This window comes from Streptomyces sp. SID13031, assembly GCF_010548305.1.
In the GTDB taxonomy this organism is placed as follows: domain Bacteria; phylum Actinomycetota; class Actinomycetes; order Propionibacteriales; family Kribbellaceae; genus Kribbella.
Window position 1 is genome coordinate 250952 of record NZ_JAAGLV010000012.1, and the last position, 18331, is coordinate 269282.

Consider the following 18331-nt stretch of genomic DNA (forward strand, 5'->3'; position numbering starts at 1 on the left):
GTACTCCGGTACTCCGGTACTCCGGTACTCCGGTACTGCGTGGTCCGGTACCAAGCGCTGGTACTACGTGGTCCGGGACCGGGCGACGACGATGAGGTCGAGACTGTCGTCGAGGTCGCCCGCCCGGATCACGAAATCCTGGTACCTGGTCTCCTTCACCAACTGGACCAGGTCGCTCGGCCAGTCCGCGTGATCAGACGCCAGGTGCGCGTCCACGCAGGATCCGTGCTGCCGCTCCCAACCGGTCAGCTTCTCGCCATGCCAGAGCCCGAGCGTCTGGACGATCTCGAGATCCGCCTCGACGAGCTCCGCGAACTCCGGGCCGGTGAGTTCCCTGGTGTGGTACCAGTTGCCGCTCGGGAAGGTGAGCCGATTAGGCGTCGACAGTACGACGATGGCGCCCGGTTCGGCGATCCGCGCGCATTCGCTGACGAAGCGCGGCTGTTCCCACAGATGCTCGATCGTCTGCAGTGAGACGAGCAGTCCGAACGTGTCGTCGGCGAACCCGGTCTGGACGAGATTGCCCTGCACCAGATTGACCTGTGGATAAGCCTTCGCGGCATGCCGAAGCGTCGTACCTTCATAGTCGAGACCGAACACCTGCCCAGCTCCCGCCCGGTGCAGCAGGTCCGCGCCGTACCCCTCGCCGCAGCCGGCGTCGAGCACGCGGCCGGTCTCGGAGCTGAGCCAATTCGCCGTGATCCAGCGATAGGCAGCCTCGTGGCGCGCGAACCAGTAGTTCTCATGCCAGATCCCGGGGGCTGTTCTCTCACCGGTGAGCGGTAACGTCTCGGTCACCCGGTCAGACTAGGTGTTCCGGTGGGTAGGTGCTCTGCACGCCCGCCGGACTGTGATGGGACTCGCACGCGTCTTATGTTTCTCGTGAGTAACATCCGTGGCAGGCTGGGAGAGACCGTTAACCAGAAGGGGTCCCACACGCTATGAAGATCGTCGTCTGCGCGAAGTTCGTGCCGGATGCCACGGCGGACCGCCGCTTCCGCTCCGAGGACAACACGGTGGATCGCGCCGGGGTCGACGGGCTGCTGTCCGAATTGGACGAGTACGCCGTCGAGACTGCGCTCACCGTGAAGGAAGCCGGTGACGGTGAGGTGACCATCCTCACGGTCGGCCCGGATCAGGCTGCCGACGCCATCAAGAAGGGCCTCCAGATGGGCGCCGACGCCGGCGTCCACGTGAACGACGAAGGCATCCACGGCTCCGACGCCGTGGCGACCTCGCTGATCCTGGCCAGGGCGCTGGGCAAGCTGGAGGCCGACCTCGTCGTGTTCGGAATGGCCTCCACCGATGGCTCGATGGGCGTCGTCCCGGCGATGGTGTCCGAGCGGCTCGGGCTGCCCGGCGTCACGCTCGGCTCGTCGGTCACCGTCGACGGCAACACCGTGACGATTCGCCGTGACGGTGACACCGCCAGCGACACCATCGAGGGCACGCTCCCGCTCGTACTGAGCGTCAGTGACCAGTCCGGTGAGCCGCGCTACCCGTCGTTCAAGGGCATCATGGCCGCGAAGAAGAAGCCGGTCGAGACCTGGTCGCTGGCCGACCTGGAGATCTCGCCCGACCAGGTCGGCGCCGCGTCGGCGTGGACCGAGGTCACCGAGGTGACCGCCCGTCCGCCGCGTTCGGCCGGCACGATCGTCACGGACGAGGACGGCAGCGGCGCTGCCCAGCTCGTCGAGTTCCTGTCCACCAACAAGTTCCTCTGAGGGGCGAGCAAAACATGGCGAACATTCTCGTTCTCGTTGACCACACCGGTGGCAAGGTCCGCAAGACGACCGCGGAGCTCCTCACCATCGCGCGCCGCCTCGGCGAGCCGGTCGCCGTCTACATCGGCGAAGGCGTCCAGGACGCACTGCCGGCCCTGGGCCAGTACGGCGCGACCAAGGTGATCGCCCTGACCGACCCCGAGCTGACCCAGTACCTGGTGGCTCCCAAGGCCGAGGCGCTGGCGCAGGTCGCGGCCAAGATCGAGCCCAGCGCGATCCTGATCTCGTCGAGCTCCGAGGGCAAGGAGATCGCCGCCCGGCTGGCCGTCAAGCTCGACTCGGGCCTGATCACCGACGCCGTCGACGTCCAGGCCGCCGACGACAACAGCCCGGTCACGACGCAGTCGGTCTTCGCCGGCAACTACTCGGTCCAGGCCAAGGTCACCCACGGCACCCCGATCATCACGGTCAAGCCGAACGCCGCGACTCCCGAAGCGTCCGAGACTTCGCCGGAGGTGGAGGAGTTCGACGTCACGATCTCCGACGCCGCCAAGACGGCCAAGATCACCGACTCCAAACCCCGCGAGGCCACTGGCCGCCCGGAGCTCACCGAAGCCGCCATCATCGTCTCCGGCGGCCGCGGTACCGGCGGCGACTTCACCCCGATCGAAGCCTTCGCCGACTCCCTCGGCGCAGCAGTAGGCGCCTCCCGCGCGGCAGTCGACTCGGGCTGGTACCCGCACGCCTACCAGGTGGGCCAGACCGGCAAGACCGTGTCGCCCCAGCTCTACATCGCCGCAGGCATCTCCGGCGCCATCCAGCACCGGGCCGGCATGCAGACCTCGAAGACCATCGTCGCCATCAACAAGGACGAAGAAGCCCCCATCTTCGAACTGGTCGACTTCGGCGTAGTAGGAGACCTCCACAAGGTCCTCCCCGCCACCACCGAAGAAGTCACCAAGCGCAAGGCGTGAACCACCTGAAGTGCCTGAACCACCTGAAGTGATTGTCCAACGCCCGGTCCGGTCCTCCCCGACCGGGCGCTGGCATGTCTACTCGTGCCTCCAGGCTGCAAGGCCAAGCTGGTCAGGCCGAAAGACGAGCAAGACCTCAAAGCTGCACTCCCACGACTGTCAACCGAGCAGCGCGTCTGGCTGGCCGACATGATCGACCACCTCCACCCCGGCCATCCCTGGTCGGCCCGGATTCGCTGAGGCTCAGGTGCAACCGCCGACGGGGCTGACGCGGGGTGGGTTTACGACGCGGAGTTGGAGCATGGCGGCGAAGCGGGCTTCGGGGTCGTCGAGGTCTAGGGCGGCTACTTCGGCCAGGCGGCGGAGGCGGTAGCGGAAGGTGTTGGGGTGGACGTAGAGGGTGGCGGCTGCGGTGATGACGTCGCCGAAAGCGTCCAGCCAGGCTCGGAGGGTTTCCAGGAGGTTGGTGTTGTGTTCGCGGTCGTAGGTGACCAGGCGGGCGATCGGGCCGGTCGGTTGGTCTCCGCGGGCTTCGATCAGGTCGCGCAGCTCCAACAACAGGGTTTCGACGTGGACGTCGGCCAGGCGGGCGACGCGTTGGGAGCCGCGGGCGGTTCGGAGTACTCGGAGGGCTCGGTCGGCGCCGGCTCGGGCGTGGGGGAGGCGGGCGGGTTCCCGTACTACGGGGCCGACCCCGATCCTGGCGGTCACGCGGTCGCCGATTCGGTCTAGGAAGTCCTTCGCGATCCGTACTGCGTTCTCCTCGCCGTCATCCCGATCGGCACGCACCGGGATCAACCCGTAGGCGATGTCACCGACGAGCGCGCAGGCCGAGCGCGGGTGGACAGCACCCAGGTGCATCGCGAAAGCATCAGCGAGGCGCTGCCGCTCGGTGGCGAGCCCGGCCTCACCGGCCAGCGAATCGGAGTCGGGCACGCCTGCGTGACCGAGTGGGGTCCGCATTGACAGAGCCAGTACTACGACAGGCTGGTCGGCCAGGCCTAGGCGGTCGAGCGCATCGCGGGCTCCGGCGCCGCCTTCGAGCGCAGTACTGACCAAGTCGGCGCGAAGCCGGCGTTCGACGTCGGCGCCGGCGCGGATGCGGAGCATGTGGAGGGCGACGAGCTTGGCCGCGTCGCTGAGCGCCTGGGTGCGTTCCTCGCTGAGCGGGTCGCGGACCGCCGCCCAGATCGAGCCGAGGATCTCGTCGCCGGCGCGGACGGCGACGGCGACCCGGGGGAGGGTGAACTCGCCCTTGGTGACAGGCAAAGGGGGAATGTAGACCGGTTGATCGGTTCGATACAGCTCACGGAAGACGCCTCGCTCGTTGAGCAGGCGAGAGTAGCGCGGGGGGACCTGGCGGCCGAGGACGGTCTCGACCCGGGCGGGGTCGGCTTCGTCCTGCCGGTTGGAGAAGGCGAGGACGCGGGAGCTGCGGTCCTCGATGGTGACTGGCGCGTCGAGCAAGGCGGCGGCTGCGTTGGCGAGGGCGAAGAGGTCGCCGGAGGGCATGCCGCCGAGGGTTTCCGGCTCGGCCACTCCGACGTCGCCCTCGGCGAGGAGGGAGCGGAGGAGTACTGCGAGCTGGTCCCAGGAAGCGCCTCGGGTCAGGCCGAGCAGGGCGACGCCGGATTCGGCCACCGCGCTGGTGATCGACTCGTGCTGGGCGATGGGGGAGCGGACGACCAGCCCGGCGGCTTGCTGGCGGCCGAGGTCGCGTAGTACCCAGGCGATGACGGACGGCTCCTGGAGGCCGACGCCGAGGACGAGTGCGTGGTGGGGGAGGACGGGCTCGTCGAGCGGATCGTGGATGACGACGCCGCCGATCTCGGCCGGCCGGTCAGGGTCGCCGTGGACGAGTTCGAGCAGGGTGTCACCCAGATCGTCGAGGACACGGCCGAGGCTGGCGCGAGGTCGGTTCGTCACGGAAGGCAGCACCTTTCCGAAGCTAGAAGCCAGATCACCACCCTAGTTCGTCCAACCGCACAATCTCAGCCCCCCAATTAGTCCGCCCCGACAACGAGCGCTGGCCCCCTCCGCGGATGCGCCACCGCCATCTCGGGGGTTAACCCCCGAGATGGCGGGTTGCCTAGCAAGAATCTGGCTGGGCAACCCACCGTCTGAGGGGTTAACCCCTCAGACGTCGCGAGCACGGGCAAGTGCGCGAGCACGGGCAAGTGTGCGAGCACGGGCAAGTGTGCGAGCACGGGCAAGTGCGCGAGCACGGGCAAGGGTGGGGTGGGCGGCGGTCCGGGGTGGGGTGGCGACGGCGGCTGGTGGGGGTGTTGCGCGTCGCTAGAGCGGGAGCCATTCGGTGGTGGTGGTTACGGCGGCGAGTTGGTCGGGGAGGGGGTCTACGCCCACGCCGGGGGCGGTGGGGACGGGGAGGTGGCCGTTTTCGAGGGTGAAGGGGGTGGTGATGTCGGTTTGGTAGTACCGACTGGAGGCGGAGGTGTCGCCGGGGAGGGTGAAGCCGGGGAGGGCTGCGAGGGCGACGTTGGCGGCTCGGCCGAGGCCCGTTTCGAGCATGCCGCCGCACCAGACGGGGATGCCGTGGGCGACGCAGACGTCGTGGATCCGGCGAGCCTCCAGATAACCGCCGACCCGGCCGGGCTTCACGTTGATGATCGAGCAGGCGCCCAGGGAGATCGCCGCGGCCGCCGAGCGGGCGGAGGTGATGGACTCGTCCAGGCAGACCGGGGTCTTGATCAAGCGAGCCAGTTCCGCGTGCCCGAGCACGTCCTCTTCGTCCAGCGGCTGCTCGATCAGCAGCAGGTCGAAGGGGTCGAGGCGCGCGAGGTGCCGGGCGTCCGAGACCGAGTAGGCGGTATTGGCATCGACTTGGAGCAGCACATCGCCGAAGCGTTCACGGACGGCGGCCACCGGCTCCACATCCCAGCCGGGCTGGATCTTCAGCTTGATCCGCAGGTAGCCCTCGTCGAGATATGCGCCGACCGCGTCCAGCAGCTCGCCGATCGAGTCCATGATGCCGACCGACACCCCGCACGGCACCCGGTCGTGCACCGCGCCGAGTTCGCGCGCCAACGGCCGCCCCTCGGCCCGCAATTCTGCATCCAGTACTGCAGTCTCCAGCGCCGCCTTCGCCATCCGATGCCCGTGGAACTTGGCCAACGCCGGCCCCACCCCGACAGCAGAAAGCCGTTCCACCGAAGCGACCGCAGGTACGAAGAACCGCCGCAGTACGTCGATCGCGCCGTCCACGTACTCCGACGAGTAAAGCGGTCCGCTCATCGCGACGCACTCGCCCCACCCCTCGGCCTCGGTGCTGACGACGCGGACCAGCAACGCGTCGCGCGTCGTCTCGGTCCCGAACGACGTCCGGAACGGCGACACCAACGGCAACGAGATCCGCCGCAGTTCGACCCCGGTCAGCTTCATCACATGACTCCATTCGCAGGAAGTTCCAGTACGTACCAACCGGCCCGATCGAACCCGGTCACCCGCGCCCCGTCGGCCAGCAACCCACCCAGCACCTCCCGCAAGGCCACCCGCCACTCCTTGGCCGCAGCCGGGTCCGTACCTCGCAAGCTCTCCACATCACCCGGTACTGCGACCAGCACCGTCTCGCCGGACGTCGTACCAGCCGCAGGTCGCCCGTCGTCGGCGACACCCAAAGCAACCGTTGCCTCCCGCAACTTCTCGGCAAGATGCGAGCTGAGGGGCGCGGCAAAGGCGATGGCGCCGATCGGGGGAGTTCGGGCGGCGGCCTCGATGACCGCGGGCGCGTCCAGTTGCCAGCGGACGAGGAGGCGGTCGCTGTCGTCGCCGTTGTTGATGCCGTCGGCCATGAAACCGTAGAAGTTCGTCAGGTACTCCGTCGGCCGGGCGGCGAGTTTCACCAGGTTGAAGTAGGCGTTGCGGCGGATCAGCGGGTCGAAGGTCCAGGAGATCGCGGTCACGCCGCGTTGCAGGGCCCAGGCTCGCTGGTGCAGTTTCAGGGCGAAGCCGACGTTGCGGCCGCGAGCGGCGCCGGAGACGCCGGCGACGTGGCTGTGCATCGTCACCTCGGCCGGTGCGCCGAAGAAGCCCACGCAAGCGCCGATCAGGTTGTCACCGTCGTAGGCCCCGCCGACGTAGTTGCCCGCCTTCGTCAACGCTCGCAGCAGTTCCGTCGTCACCGGTGGGTTCTTCGGGTCCGGTCGCCAGATCGAGTTGTACAGGCGGTAGACCTGGTCGAGCTCCGCGAGTTCGCTAAGCTCACGCACCTCGATGCCGGCGGCTACAGCCGCCGCCAACCCATCCCGCTCAGCAGCGTCGACGACGCCAGCCGCTCCCGAGGCACCAATGGTTTCCGGGGCAGCGGCGAGGTCTACCAAGCCCGTTTGGTCAGGCGAGATCATGGTCTGTCCAACAGGTCGGCGATCAACGCCGTCAACAGGGCTGTCCGCGGCGCGATCTCGGCCACCACGACGTGCTCGTCGTCAGCATGAGCGCCACCACCGACAGCTCCCAACCCATCCAGCGTCGGAGTACCGACCCCCGCGGTGAAATTCCCGTCGGAGCCGCCCCCGACCGAGATCTCGCGCAAGGCAGGAAGCCCCAGCGACGCAGCAAGCTCAGAAGCCCGCTCGTACAGGTCCGCCGACATCTTCCGCTCCAACGGCGGCCGGTTCGGACCACCCAGGACCTCCAGCGACGCCTCAGCGAGCACTGGCTCCAACGCGTGCAGCGCCGCGTCGACCCGAAGCTGCTCGGCGACGGTCCGCGCCCGCACATCCACCAGGAACGAAGCCAACGCGGGCACCGTGTTCCGCGTAGTACCGGAGGTCAGGAACGTAGGCGTGACGGAGGTGCCCAGAGCAGCTGAGCCAAGCTTGCTGACGGCAAGGATCTGGTACGCCGCCTCGATACTCGCGTTCACCCCGAGCTCTGGTTCGAGCCCGGCATGCGAGGCGCGCCCCACGATCCGGATCTCGTAGTTGGAGACCCCCTTGCGCTCCAGCTTGAGCGCGCCCTCCGCCGAAGCCTCCAGCACCAACGCGGCTGAGCAACCGGCCGCTTCCGCTTCGATGAGCGCGCGAGACGACGGCGACCCCAGTTCCTCGTCACCGGTCACCAACAGCGTGACTCCTGTCGAAGAGGGCAGCGCGGCGAGCGCATGGAAGGCCATCACCAGACCGGTCTTCATGTCGAAGCTGCCAGGCCCCCGCAGTACGCCGTCCTCAACCCCAAATGGATGAGTAGCAAGCGAACCGACAGGCCAGACCGTGTCGTGATGTCCGAGTACCAGCACGCGCGACGGTCCGTCGCCGAGTCGCCAGCGCAGATGCGTACTCCCGTCGACCACCACGTACTCCGGTGCGCTTCCGAGCCGCTCCGTCCCGAGCTGCGCCACCAAGTCGGCGCTCGCAGCGACCGCCGCTTGGTCGGAGGACGGCGACTCGAAGGTCACCAGCGTCTCCAGGTCGGCCAGCATCAACGGCAACGCGGCCTGCATACGCTCGACAAGTGCAGTCATCAGCTCACCTTCGGTGTGGCACGGACTCCGGAGTGCAGATACTTCTCCCCGGTCGGCAGTGAGTAGAACGTCACCGGCGTCCAGGTCTGCGACCCAGGTTGCCGTACGACGAACAGGTCGCCAGTCGAGTCGACCGGGACCATCGTGAATTCGTGCGTCGGCTCCGGCAACAGCGCGGCGAGCGGCCCGGTCACCGTCGACCGCAGTACCGCCTGCCCATCGCGGAGCAACACCTCTTCGATCACGCTCGCCCGCTCGTACCGCCCGAGATGCTGCTGCAGATCGACGACCGGCGGTTCCGCGGGAGGTACCAGCGGTGAAGGCATCTCGACGTCGGCCAGCTCCCGGAAGATCTCGCGATACAGGTCTTCGTAGAGATCACGCGTCTTGCCGCCGTTGGTCAGCAGAACCACAGCGAGCCCCTCCGAGGGCAGCACCCGCAGGAAGGCGGCCTGGCCGATCGTGTTGCCGTCATGCCCGATCAGGCGCTGACCATCCCACCCGAACCGGATCCAGCCGAGCCCCCACGAGTCGCCGAGCGAGTACTTGTCCGGCAGCTCGGCATGCTGCGCTGCCATCGCGGCCACCGACTCCGGCCGAAGCACCTGCGTACCAGAAGGTGCGACCCCGTCCCGCAGATGAAGCTGGGCGAAGGCCAGCGTGTCCGCAACCGTCGAGGTGATCAGGCCGGCCGGCCCCAACGAGCGAGGCAGCCCCCAGACGGGCGCGACAGAAGGCTCTTCGTCACCCTCACCGACATGCCCGACGGCGGCGCGATGCATGAGCGCCTCCTCGGGCAGCGTGACCGTGTGCTCCAGCCCGAGCGGTACGAAGATCCGCTCGCGCAGAGCCTGGTCCCAGGAATGACCGGTGAGCTTCTCGATTACCCGTCCGGCCAGCGAGAAGCCGGAGTTGCAGTACGACCAGGTGGCCCCGAGTGGATGGTTCTGGCCGACCTCGGCCAGCCCGTCGACGTACTTCTCCAAACAGTCGTCTCCCCGGCCGGTGTCGGTGAACACGTCGCCGTCGATCCCGCTGGTGTGCGTGAGCAGGTGCCGCATCGTCACCTGCTTGGCGACGTCAGGATCGGCCAGCCGCAGCTCGGGCAGCACCTCGATGATCGGCTGGTCCAGGTCGAGCAGTCCTTCGTCGACGAGCTGCATAGCCAGAGTCGCCGTCCACACCTTCGAGACGGACCCGATCTGGAAGAGCGAGTCTGTAGTCGCCGAGACGCCCGTGCCCGTGTGCAGCACGCCGGTCGCGACTGAGACCAGTTGCTCATCAGAACCAATCCCCAACCGCAGGATGCCAAGCGCAGCACCCGGTACGCCGTGCTTCGCCGCGAGCGTGGTGAGCCGGCGTTGCCACTGCGCGGCGTCGATCCGGGCTCGCCGCGGGCCGGCCGCGTCGCCGGCGTACTGCTCGACCCAGTCGAGGATGCGGCGGTTGAAGTCGAGGCGGTGCGACGGCCTGCCCTCGACGATGAAGAGGTGGCTCGCCTCTGGGTAGAGCACTAGTTGCGTCGGTACGCCTTGCTCGCGCAGCGCTGTGTGCCACTGCTGAGCCTGTCCGACCGGGCAACGGACATCCGCGTCGCCGTGCAGCACCAGGGTCGGCGTCTTCACCTGGGCGACCTGGCCCAGTGGATTCATGGCAGTGAAGTCGCCGGGGCCGTCCAGCTCGTAGACGGTGAGGAAGTGCCCGCTGTCGGAGGTGCCGGCCATGCTGGTCAGGTCACTGACCACACCACCGGTGACGGCCGCCGCGAACCTGTTGTCGCGACTGGTCAGGTAGCAGGTCATGAAGCCGCCGTAGCTGTATCCCGCCACCGTGAGGCGCTGCGGATCAGCGATGCCCTCGGCAACCAATTCGTCCAGCGGCTCGAGGAAGTCCTTCGCGTCCGCGGTACCCCAGCCGCCCGCCACAGCGTTGTAGAACTCCTCGCCGTAGCCGTCGCTGCCGCGCGGGTTCACCAGCAGGACGGTCCAGCCGCGCGCCGCGAGCTCCTGGTGGTACAGGTGCACCTCGTCGGCCACCGCGTTCCACGCGTTGTGCGGACCGCCGTGGATGTCGAGCAGCAACGGCTGCGGCCCGGTCGCCGAAGGATCGCGGATCAGGTAGCCCGCCACGACAGTCCCGTCGGAGATCGTGAACGACCGCTCCTCCCGCGCGTAGTGCTCCACGTCGGAGAACTTCTCCCCGTACGTCGTCCGCGCGGCGGCTTCGCCGGTCGCCAGGTCCAGCGTGACGACCTCGCCGTATGACGTCTCGGTGTAGAGCACGACGGCCGCGACGCCACCCGCGATGCTGAGACCCGACACGTTCTGCCCCGGCTCGCCCAGCACCCGTTGGGGCGTGCCGCCCGCGACAGGTACGGAGTACAGGTGACTGCAGCCGCGGTCGCGGATACAGAAGAGCACCGTGCGGCCCTCATCGCTCAACGCAGGAAGGGCTCCCGGGTACGCCGGCCCGCCGGGCATCACGTTGCGGTCGAGCGACTCTGCGAGGTTCACCAGCTCACCGGAGGCGAGCGAGAGGCGGAGCAGACCGGCGTGACCGACGGGGCCAGACGGGTTGCCCACGATCAGCAGTGCCTCGCCGTCAGCCGTCCAGAGCACCGGACCGGCCAGGCCCTCAGCCAGACCGACCTGCTGCGGTACCGCCTTCTCATCGGTCGCATCGAGCACGTACGCCGGTGATGTCGGGTTGAGGTCGACGTCGGGTGCAGTGGCGGCCCCGAAGGCCAGCTTGGTGCCGTCAGGCGACCAGGCGGGGTCACCGGCGTGCCAGTCGCCCTCGGTAGCCTGCCTGCACTCCTTCGTCCCGACCTCCAGCAGGTGCACGTGCTTGCGCATCGTGCGCAGCCAGCCGGCACCGTCGGCCTGGTAGTCCAGCCGCTCGGTGACAACTGGCGCATGGTCGCTGGCGTCAGCAGCGATGTCTACTGGAGCAGCGAACGCGATCCGGGTCCCGTCCGGGCTCCACTGCGGCGCACCAGCTCCCAACGGCAGCGTCGTGAGCTGCTCTGGCTCGCCACCGCCGGCCGGAAGCAACCAGACTTGCGCCGGTCCGTCCTTGGCGCGCAGGAACGCCAACTGACTCCCATCCGGCGACCAGACCGGCGTGCTGTCGGCATCACCGCGGGTGAGCCGCTGTGGCTCGCCACCGGACGCTGGTACTCGCCACAGGCTCCGCAGCGTGCGGTCGCCCTCCAGGTCGGTGGTCCGTAGTACGTAAGCGACCTGGGTGCCGTCCGGAGACAGCGCCGCTTGCTCCGGTACTGCGAACTCGGACAGGTCGTCGATGCGCAGACGTCGGGTCACTGGGAAATCCTCCTTGAAGACGAAGTGGTGCCGCGGCGGGGTACGGCCGCGAGAAGTTCTCTGGTGTAGTCGTGCTGCGGGTTGCCGAGCACCTCGTGAGCCGGCCCGAACTCCACGATCCGGCCGAGGTACATCACCGCGATGAGGTCGCTCACGTAGCGCACCACGGCGAGGTTGTGCGAGATGAACAGCATCGACAGCCGCAGTTCGCGTTGCAACGAGCGGACGAGGTTGAGCACCGTGCCCTGGATGGAGACGTCGAGCGCCGAGGTGATCTCGTCGGCGATGATCACATCGGGCTGCCCGGCCAGCGCACGGGCGATCGCGACCCGCTGCCGCTGACCACCCGACAACGCTCCCGGGTAGGCAGCGGCCTGCTTGGCGTCGAGCCCAACCAACTCGAGCAGCCGGTTCACCTCGCTACGACGGTTCTTCTTGTCGGCTCGAGGTACGGCCTCGCCGATCGAATCGCCGACGGTCATCCGCGGGTCGAGGGACGAGTAGGGATCCTGGAACACCATCTGCAGCGGCCGACGTTGCCCGGCGCGGTGCACGAGCGGTACGCCGTCGAGCAGGATCTGCCCGGACGACGGCGGGTTCAGCCCGACCGCGGCGCGGGCCAGCGTCGACTTGCCCGACCCCGATTCACCGACCAGTCCGACCACTTGCCCGGACGGTACGACCAGGCTGACCCCGTCGACGGCGGTCATCGCGCGGCTGCCCGTGCCGAACCGGACAGACACGTCGTCGAAACGCAGTTCGCTCATCGTTGCCCCGTCCGGATCGATTCGCTGTCCAGATACCGAGCTTGCCAGGCCGCCGTCGCCTGCGGGTTCCAGCAGGCCACCTGATGGTCCACACCGTGCCTGACCAGCGCCGGGTCCTCGACGGTGCAGCGATCCTCGGCGAACTCACATCGGGCTGCGAAGGCACAACCAGGAGGGAACTGCGCCGGATCCACCGGGCGCCCCGGGATCACCGCCAGCGGCTCGTCGAGCGGCGTATCCAGATCCGGTACTGCGGCCAGCAACGCGCGCGTGTAGGGATGGCGGGCCCCGGTCGCGAGCGCATCGGACGGCAACTCCTCGACGATGCGCCCGGCGTACATCACCAGGACGCGATCGCAGACCTGCGCGACGACGGTGATGTCGTGGCTGATCAGCAGCACGGCGACGTCGTTCTCGGTCCGGATCTTCTCCAGCAACCGGAGCACCTCCCGTTGCACCGTCACGTCGAGCGCGGTGGTCGGCTCGTCGGCGACGATCAGCGCCGGCGCTCCCATCAGTCCCATGCCGATCATCGCGCGCTGCCGCATCCCGCCCGAGAACTCGTGCGGATACTGCCGCGCCCGTCGCTCGGGCTCGGGGATGCGGACCGCGCGCAGCCGGTCGATCGCCCGCGCCATCGCCTGCCGCCGGGACATTCCCTGATGCTCGCGAGCGCCTTCGGCGAGCTGGACTCCGATCCGCTTCGTCGGGTTGAACGAGGTCATCGGGTCCTGGAAGACCATCGCGAACGACGTCCCCAGCAGCCGTCGCCGCGCAGCCGCAGTACTGCGAACCGCCAACCTCCCGAGCAACGGCGCACCGAGAAAGGACAACTCAGCGGCTCGTACCTGACCAGGCGACTCGATCAGCTGGGCAACCGCGAGCGCGGTGAGGCTCTTCCCGGAGCCGGACTCGCCGACCACGCCGACGATCTCGCCCTTGCCGATCGTGAAGCTGACCCCGCGAACCGGGGTGACCGGCCCGGGAAAGCTGACGTGCAAGTCCTTGACGACCAACACGGCATCGTCATCGACGGCCGCGGCAGGCCTGGTCTCCGGCACCCGATCGGGCAACCGCGCCCCCTTCAGGACCGGTACGCCGAAGCCCTTCGCCACCGACTCCCCGAAGAGGTTGAACGCCAGCCCGGCGATGACCACTGCGACTCCAGGCGCCAGCGCCGCGGCCGGGTGGACGTAGATGCTGTTGAGGCTCTCGCCCATCAACCGTCCCCAGTCGTACGCCGGTGCCTGCACCCCCAGGCCGAGGAACGACAGCCCGGCGAAGGCGAGCAAGGCGCCGCCGGCCCCGATCGTTGCGTTCACCGCGAGGGGTTCGGCGATGTTCGGCAGGATGTGCCGCAGCAGGATCCGGAACCGGCCGACCCCGACGACCCGCGCGGCCGCGACGAAGTCCCGCTCCGCGACCCCGGCCACCAGCGTCTGCGTCAGCCGCGCGAACGCCGGCGCTCCAGCAAAGCCGATCGCCAGTACCGCGCCCTTCGCGCCCACTCCGAAGATCACCGCGAAGAACAGTGCGAGCAGGAGTCCGGGGAACGCGACGGCGATGTTCACCACTGCCGTCGTCAGCCGTCCGGCACGGCGACCGAGCAACGTCGGCGCACATCCCAGCGCGAGACCACTGACGACCGCGATCGACGTCGCCAGCAAGGCGAGCAGGATCGACGTACGGGAGGCGACGAGTACTCGGTAGAAGATGTCACGACCGAGGTTGTCGGTGCCGAGCCAATGCGCTGCGGATGACCCTTCCAACAGGTGGTCGGTGTCGATCGCGCTCGCTTGGTGCGACCAGATGATGGGGGCGAAGAGAGCCAGCAGGAGTACGCCGAGCAGGAGCACTCCGGCGCCTGCGCCGACCGGCGTACGGAGTACTGCGATCCAGCGGGATCTCATCAACTCTCCCTGATGGTGGATCGGGGGTCCAGCAGGGCGAGGATCACGTCGACCGCCAGGTTGACCAGTAGGACGCCAGCGCCGTAGACGAGCACTACGCCCTGCACCAGCGGGTAGTCCTTGGCCAGGATCGAGGACACGATCGTGCTGCCCAGACCTGGCCAGCCGAAGACGTTCTCGACTAGTACGGTCCCGGCGACCAGTCCACCGAGCAGTAGGCCGCCCAGGGTGATCGTGGCCGTCACTGCGTTGGGGAGGGCGTGCCGTAGGTAGACGGCGGCTGCGGGGAGGCGCTTGGCCCGCGCAGTACGCAGGTAGTCCGTCTGCAGTACTGCGAGCAGCTCCACCCGGCAGATACGCGCCAGCACGGCCGCCGGGCCGATCGCCAGGGAGATCACCGGCAGCACGTACGACGCGAGGTTGCCGCGGCCGGCGACGGGGAACCAATGGAGCTTCACGGCGAAGAGATAGACGAGCCCGACCGCCAGCAGGAACTCAGGGATCGCGGCCAGCACCACTGAGGCTGACGTGAAGCTCAGCTCAGCGCGTGGCCGGCGCCCGGCGCGGGTGAGGACACCCACGACCAGGCCGACGGGTAACGCGATGAGGACTGCCACCAAGAATGCGGCGAAGGCGAGCTGCACGGTGGCCGGTAGACGGTCCTGGATCACGTCGGACACCGGGAGGCCAGTGGTGATCGACGTACCGAAGTTGCCGGTGAACAGGTGCTGCAGGAAATGCAGGTACTGCTGCCACAGCGGGTCGTTGAGGCCCAGCGACTCGCGCTGCGCGTCGACCAGGCTCTGAGCTGCGGCCGGACCGAGTGCTCCCCGGACCGGGTCGCCGGGGATCAGGTGGATCATCAGGAAGGCAGCACTGACCAGCACCAGGACAGACCCGATCAGCCGTCCGATCCGGCGGACCGCGAACCGGACCCACGGGTGGGTGCTGAAGTTCACCGCCGCCCGGGGGACGCCGACCGTCGTGGTCACCGGATCACCCCAGCATCCGGATCGAGGCGGGCGAGACGCCGTCGCTCAGCTCGAAGGTCGCGCCCTTGGCGAAGATCGGCACGGTCGCGTTGACGAACGGCACCAAGTTGAGCTGCTTCATCAGGGCGCGCTCGGCCGTCGCCCAGTCGGCACAGCCGTCCGGGCCGGCGATCGAGGACGCCTGGTGGACCGCGGCGTCGTACTCGGGGTTCTTGATCGAGGAGAAGTTGCTGCCGTTCGGCGGCGTGGTGCCCGACATGAAGCTGACGAGCTGGCTGGGCAGGTTCACCGTGAGTGGGATCAGGCCGGCGTGCCAGGTGCCCTGGCCGCCCAGGATGAGCGTGCCGATCTCGGCGGTGGAGACGGGTTTGAGTGAGACTTCCACGCCCAGCTCAGCCCAGGTCTTCTGCACCAGCTCCGCGCCCGACTGCACCGGGGGACCGAGACTGGTCAGGAAGTAGAAGACGACTGAGAGTTTGGCGCCGGCCTTCTCCCGGATTCCACCCGCAGCTGCCTTCCAGCCGGCTGCGTCGAGAGCGGCCTTGGCGGCGTCGAGGTCGTGGCCGGGCAGGTTGCCGGTGACGGTGTCGTCGTTGCAAGGGCCGGTGCCCGGGACAACCAGGCTGGTGGTCGGTGTGCCGGTCCCGCTGGTGAGCACCTTGCCGAGCTGGGTCAGGTCGAGGGCTTGCGTCAGCGCTCGGCGTACGGCGAGGTCGGCGGTCGGCAGGCCGGCCTTCTGGTTGAACCAGAGCTCACCCAGCGGAGTGCCCGCGCTGCGAGAGTAGAGCTTCTGCGCTTCCAGCCGCTGCTTGTCTGGTCCGGCGATGCCGGCGATGTTGACCTGTCCGGAGATCAGCAGGTTCGCCGCGGTGGTCTCGTTGGCGACGACCTTGAGCACCACCTTGTCCGGCAGGCCGGGCTGGTCGGCCTTGAAGTCGCCCGGGCCCCACGCGTACTCCTTGCGGCGAGTCAGCGTGTAGTGGTCGCCGGGGACGGCCTCGGCGACCGTGAACATGCCCGTGCCGTCCGAGCCCTGCTTGAGCAGTCTGCGGTCCTTCATCCCTTTGCTGCAGACGATGTGCAGGCCGCCGACGTTGCGGACCAGGAAGGCGTCGGGAGCAGCCGCCGTCACGGTGACAATGCCGGTCGCGTCGTCGCCGGTGGCCTTGGCGCCGGCCGGCACGAAGACGCCAATCCGGGTCGACTTGCTGGCCGGGTTGCCGACGAAGGTGATGTTCTCCGCCACCGTGCTCGCCGTCAGCGGGCTGCCGTCCAGACACGTGATGCCCTTGCGCAGCGTGTACTTCGCCGTGGTGGTCGTGCCCTCCCACTTCTCCGCGAGTCCCGCCACCTGCTTGCCGGCCGAGTCGAAGTTGACCAGCGAGTCGTAGAGGAACGCGTCGACCTGCTTGGTGATCGACAGCGAGGTGAACTGCGGGTCCAGGTTGCCTGGGTCGGACCCCAGCGCCATGGTCAGCGTCTGGCCTGCGACGGGTTTGCCTGCACCGGTGGTGGTGGTCTGGTCGCCCGAACTGCAGGCTGACAGAACCAGCCCGGCTGCGACCGTGACGATGAGTACGGATCTCATGGTGTACCTCTCAGGGGACGGGACAGGACGGTCGGGTCAGGCGGAGGCGCGGCGGATGGCGCGGCCGCTGTGGACGTACAGGGCGTGGCCGGCGCCGTCGTCGCCGAGGAAGACGTGCGGGACGTGCATGCCGTTCTCCGCCTTCAGCGCGATCAGGCTCTGCTCGTTCCGGCCGACCAGCTCGACCGGTTCCGGCGCGGGACCGAGCTCGGCGAAGATCCCCTTCGGCGTCTGGTCGAGCCAGACCCGGCCGTCCTCGTCCTGCCGGATGGTCAGGTCGGCGACCTCACAGCTGTAGGTGCCGAGGAACCGGTCCGCGTCGATCGGCACGGGCGTTGCCGGCGGGGTGGGCAGCGCCGGCAGGTCCAGGCCGGCGAGTTCCTTGACCACCTGGGCGACGACGGCCTTGTAGAGCTCGATCGTGTCGCCACCGTTGGTCAGTACCGCGACTGCCAGACCATGCTCGGGTACTACGCGCAGGAAGGCGTTCTGTCCGATGGTGCCGCCGTCGTGGCCGATCACCGTCGTCCCGTCCCAGTCGAAGAGCTCCCAGCCGAGCCCCCACGAATCACCCATCATCCCGAGCGCCGGCAGCTTGACCTGCGGGTCCTGCATCGCCTTGACGCTCGCCGGGCTCAGTACCGAAGTACCGTCCGCCGCTGTTCCCGAGTCGAGGTGCAGCTTGGCGAAGGCGAGCAGATCGCGTGGGCTCATCGCGAGCATGGCGCCGGCGGGTGCCATGCCGCGCGTCATCGCCCAGATAGGAGCAGGCGCCGGTGCCGCCTCGGGTGCGGGCCGGAGGTGCCCGACCGCGGCACGGTGCAGGATCGCCTCGTACGGATCGGTGGCCGCGTGCTCCAGGCCGAGCGGGGTGAAGAGGTACTCCCGCAGGACGGCGTCGAACGGCTTGTCGCGCAGTACCTCGACCAGCCGGCCGAGGATCACGAAGGCCGCGTTGTTGTAGGAGAACATCTCGCCGGGCGCGAAGAGCTGGCCGACCTCGGCGAACGTCCGGACGAGCTTCTCGATCGCGTCGTTGCCCTTGCCGGTCTCGTTGAAGATGTCGCCCTCGAAACCGGACGTGTGGCAGAGCAGTTGCCGGACGGTGATGACCGCGGCGGCCGCGTCGTCGCCGAGCACGAACTCGGGGAGGTACGCCCGGACCGGCTGGTCGAGATCGACCCTGCCCTCGTCGACCAGCTGCATCACCAGCGTCGTCGTCCAGACCTTGGTGATCGAGCCGATCTGGAACACCGTGCCGGGGGTCGTCGGCACCTCCGTCGCAGTGCTCAGGACGCCGGCCGCGTGGTCGATCACCTCGCCGCCGAACAGCACCGCGACCGCCGTCCCGGGGACCTCGTGCTCGGCGAGCAACGCCGGCAGCCGGTCTTGAAGCCACGTCTGGATTTCGCTCAGGGTCGCCATGCACCGACGCTAGGACCGGCGGGGCGCCGCGTATTCGTCGCGAGCGACAACTGCCGAACCCGATTTCGTCCACTCCGACGAAGCCCGGACCGCCACGCCATCAAACCCCCTCACCGCAGCGGGTGGGACGCGGTTACCGGGGCGATCGG

The 18331-nt window shown here is 68.5% G+C and carries 13 protein-coding genes; 2 read left to right on the plus strand and 11 right to left on the minus strand.

The features are described from left to right. Positions 1 to 63: 63 nt before the first annotated feature. Positions 64 to 798, minus strand: coding sequence for a class I SAM-dependent methyltransferase (locus G3I17_RS24500; RefSeq protein ID WP_164599905.1), 735 nt, complete (start codon positions 796 to 798; stop codon positions 64 to 66). Between the two features lie 143 nt (positions 799 to 941). On the opposite strand from G3I17_RS24500, the gene G3I17_RS24505 reads away from it, so the two are divergent. Continuing rightward, positions 942 to 1724, plus strand: coding sequence for an electron transfer flavoprotein subunit beta/FixA family protein (locus G3I17_RS24505; RefSeq protein ID WP_164599906.1), 783 nt, complete (start codon positions 942 to 944; stop codon positions 1722 to 1724). A gap of 14 nt (positions 1725 to 1738) precedes the next feature. Beyond that, positions 1739 to 2698: an electron transfer flavoprotein subunit alpha/FixB family protein gene (locus G3I17_RS24510; protein WP_164599907.1), complete on the plus strand. Its 960-nt coding sequence runs from the start codon at positions 1739 to 1741 to the stop codon at positions 2696 to 2698. A gap of 243 nt (positions 2699 to 2941) precedes the next feature. On the opposite strand, the gene G3I17_RS24515 is transcribed toward G3I17_RS24510, so the two are convergent. From G3I17_RS24515 to G3I17_RS24560, 10 genes are all read right to left on the minus strand, one after another. Next, the gene (locus G3I17_RS24515) at positions 2942 to 4624 is read right to left on the minus strand and encodes a helix-turn-helix domain-containing protein (protein ID WP_164599908.1); all 1683 of its coding nucleotides are present in this window, start codon (positions 4622 to 4624) and stop codon (positions 2942 to 2944) included. Between the two features lie 369 nt (positions 4625 to 4993). Continuing rightward, entirely contained in the window at positions 4994 to 6097 is a 1104-nt protein-coding gene (gene menC / locus G3I17_RS24520) for an o-succinylbenzoate synthase (RefSeq protein ID WP_164599909.1), read from the minus strand. Further along, positions 6097 to 7059 carry a GNAT family N-acetyltransferase gene (locus G3I17_RS24525; protein ID WP_164599910.1) on the minus strand — a complete coding sequence of 321 codons (963 nt, stop codon included), beginning with the start codon at positions 7057 to 7059 and terminating at the stop codon, positions 6097 to 6099. Before G3I17_RS24525 ends, menC begins: the two co-directional genes overlap by 1 nt. Further along, entirely contained in the window at positions 7056 to 8177 is a 1122-nt protein-coding gene (locus G3I17_RS24530) for a M20 family metallopeptidase (protein WP_164599911.1), read from the minus strand. Before G3I17_RS24530 ends, G3I17_RS24525 begins: the two co-directional genes overlap by 4 nt. Then, on the minus strand, positions 8177 to 11500 hold the full coding sequence (locus tag G3I17_RS24535; protein WP_164599912.1) for a serine hydrolase: 3324 nt from the start codon (positions 11498 to 11500) through the stop codon (positions 8177 to 8179). The genes G3I17_RS24530 and G3I17_RS24535 overlap by 1 nt, the downstream gene beginning before the upstream one ends. Next, complete coding sequence (locus G3I17_RS24540; protein ID WP_164599913.1) at positions 11497 to 12267, minus strand: ATP-binding cassette domain-containing protein; 771 nt, start codon at positions 12265 to 12267, stop codon at positions 11497 to 11499. Before G3I17_RS24540 ends, G3I17_RS24535 begins: the two co-directional genes overlap by 4 nt. After that, entirely contained in the window at positions 12264 to 14177 is a 1914-nt protein-coding gene (locus G3I17_RS24545) for a dipeptide/oligopeptide/nickel ABC transporter permease/ATP-binding protein (protein ID WP_203590671.1), read from the minus strand. The genes G3I17_RS24540 and G3I17_RS24545 overlap by 4 nt, the downstream gene beginning before the upstream one ends. After that, positions 14177 to 15169, minus strand: coding sequence for an ABC transporter permease (locus G3I17_RS24550; RefSeq protein ID WP_164599915.1), 993 nt, complete (start codon positions 15167 to 15169; stop codon positions 14177 to 14179). Before G3I17_RS24550 ends, G3I17_RS24545 begins: the two co-directional genes overlap by 1 nt. A 4-nt stretch (positions 15170 to 15173) precedes the next feature. Continuing rightward, the gene (locus G3I17_RS24555) at positions 15174 to 16757 is read right to left on the minus strand and encodes an ABC transporter substrate-binding protein (RefSeq protein WP_164599916.1); all 1584 of its coding nucleotides are present in this window, start codon (positions 16755 to 16757) and stop codon (positions 15174 to 15176) included. A gap of 36 nt (positions 16758 to 16793) precedes the next feature. Next, entirely contained in the window at positions 16794 to 18182 is a 1389-nt protein-coding gene (locus G3I17_RS24560; protein WP_164599917.1) for a serine hydrolase domain-containing protein, read from the minus strand. Positions 18183 to 18331 lie beyond the last annotated feature (149 nt).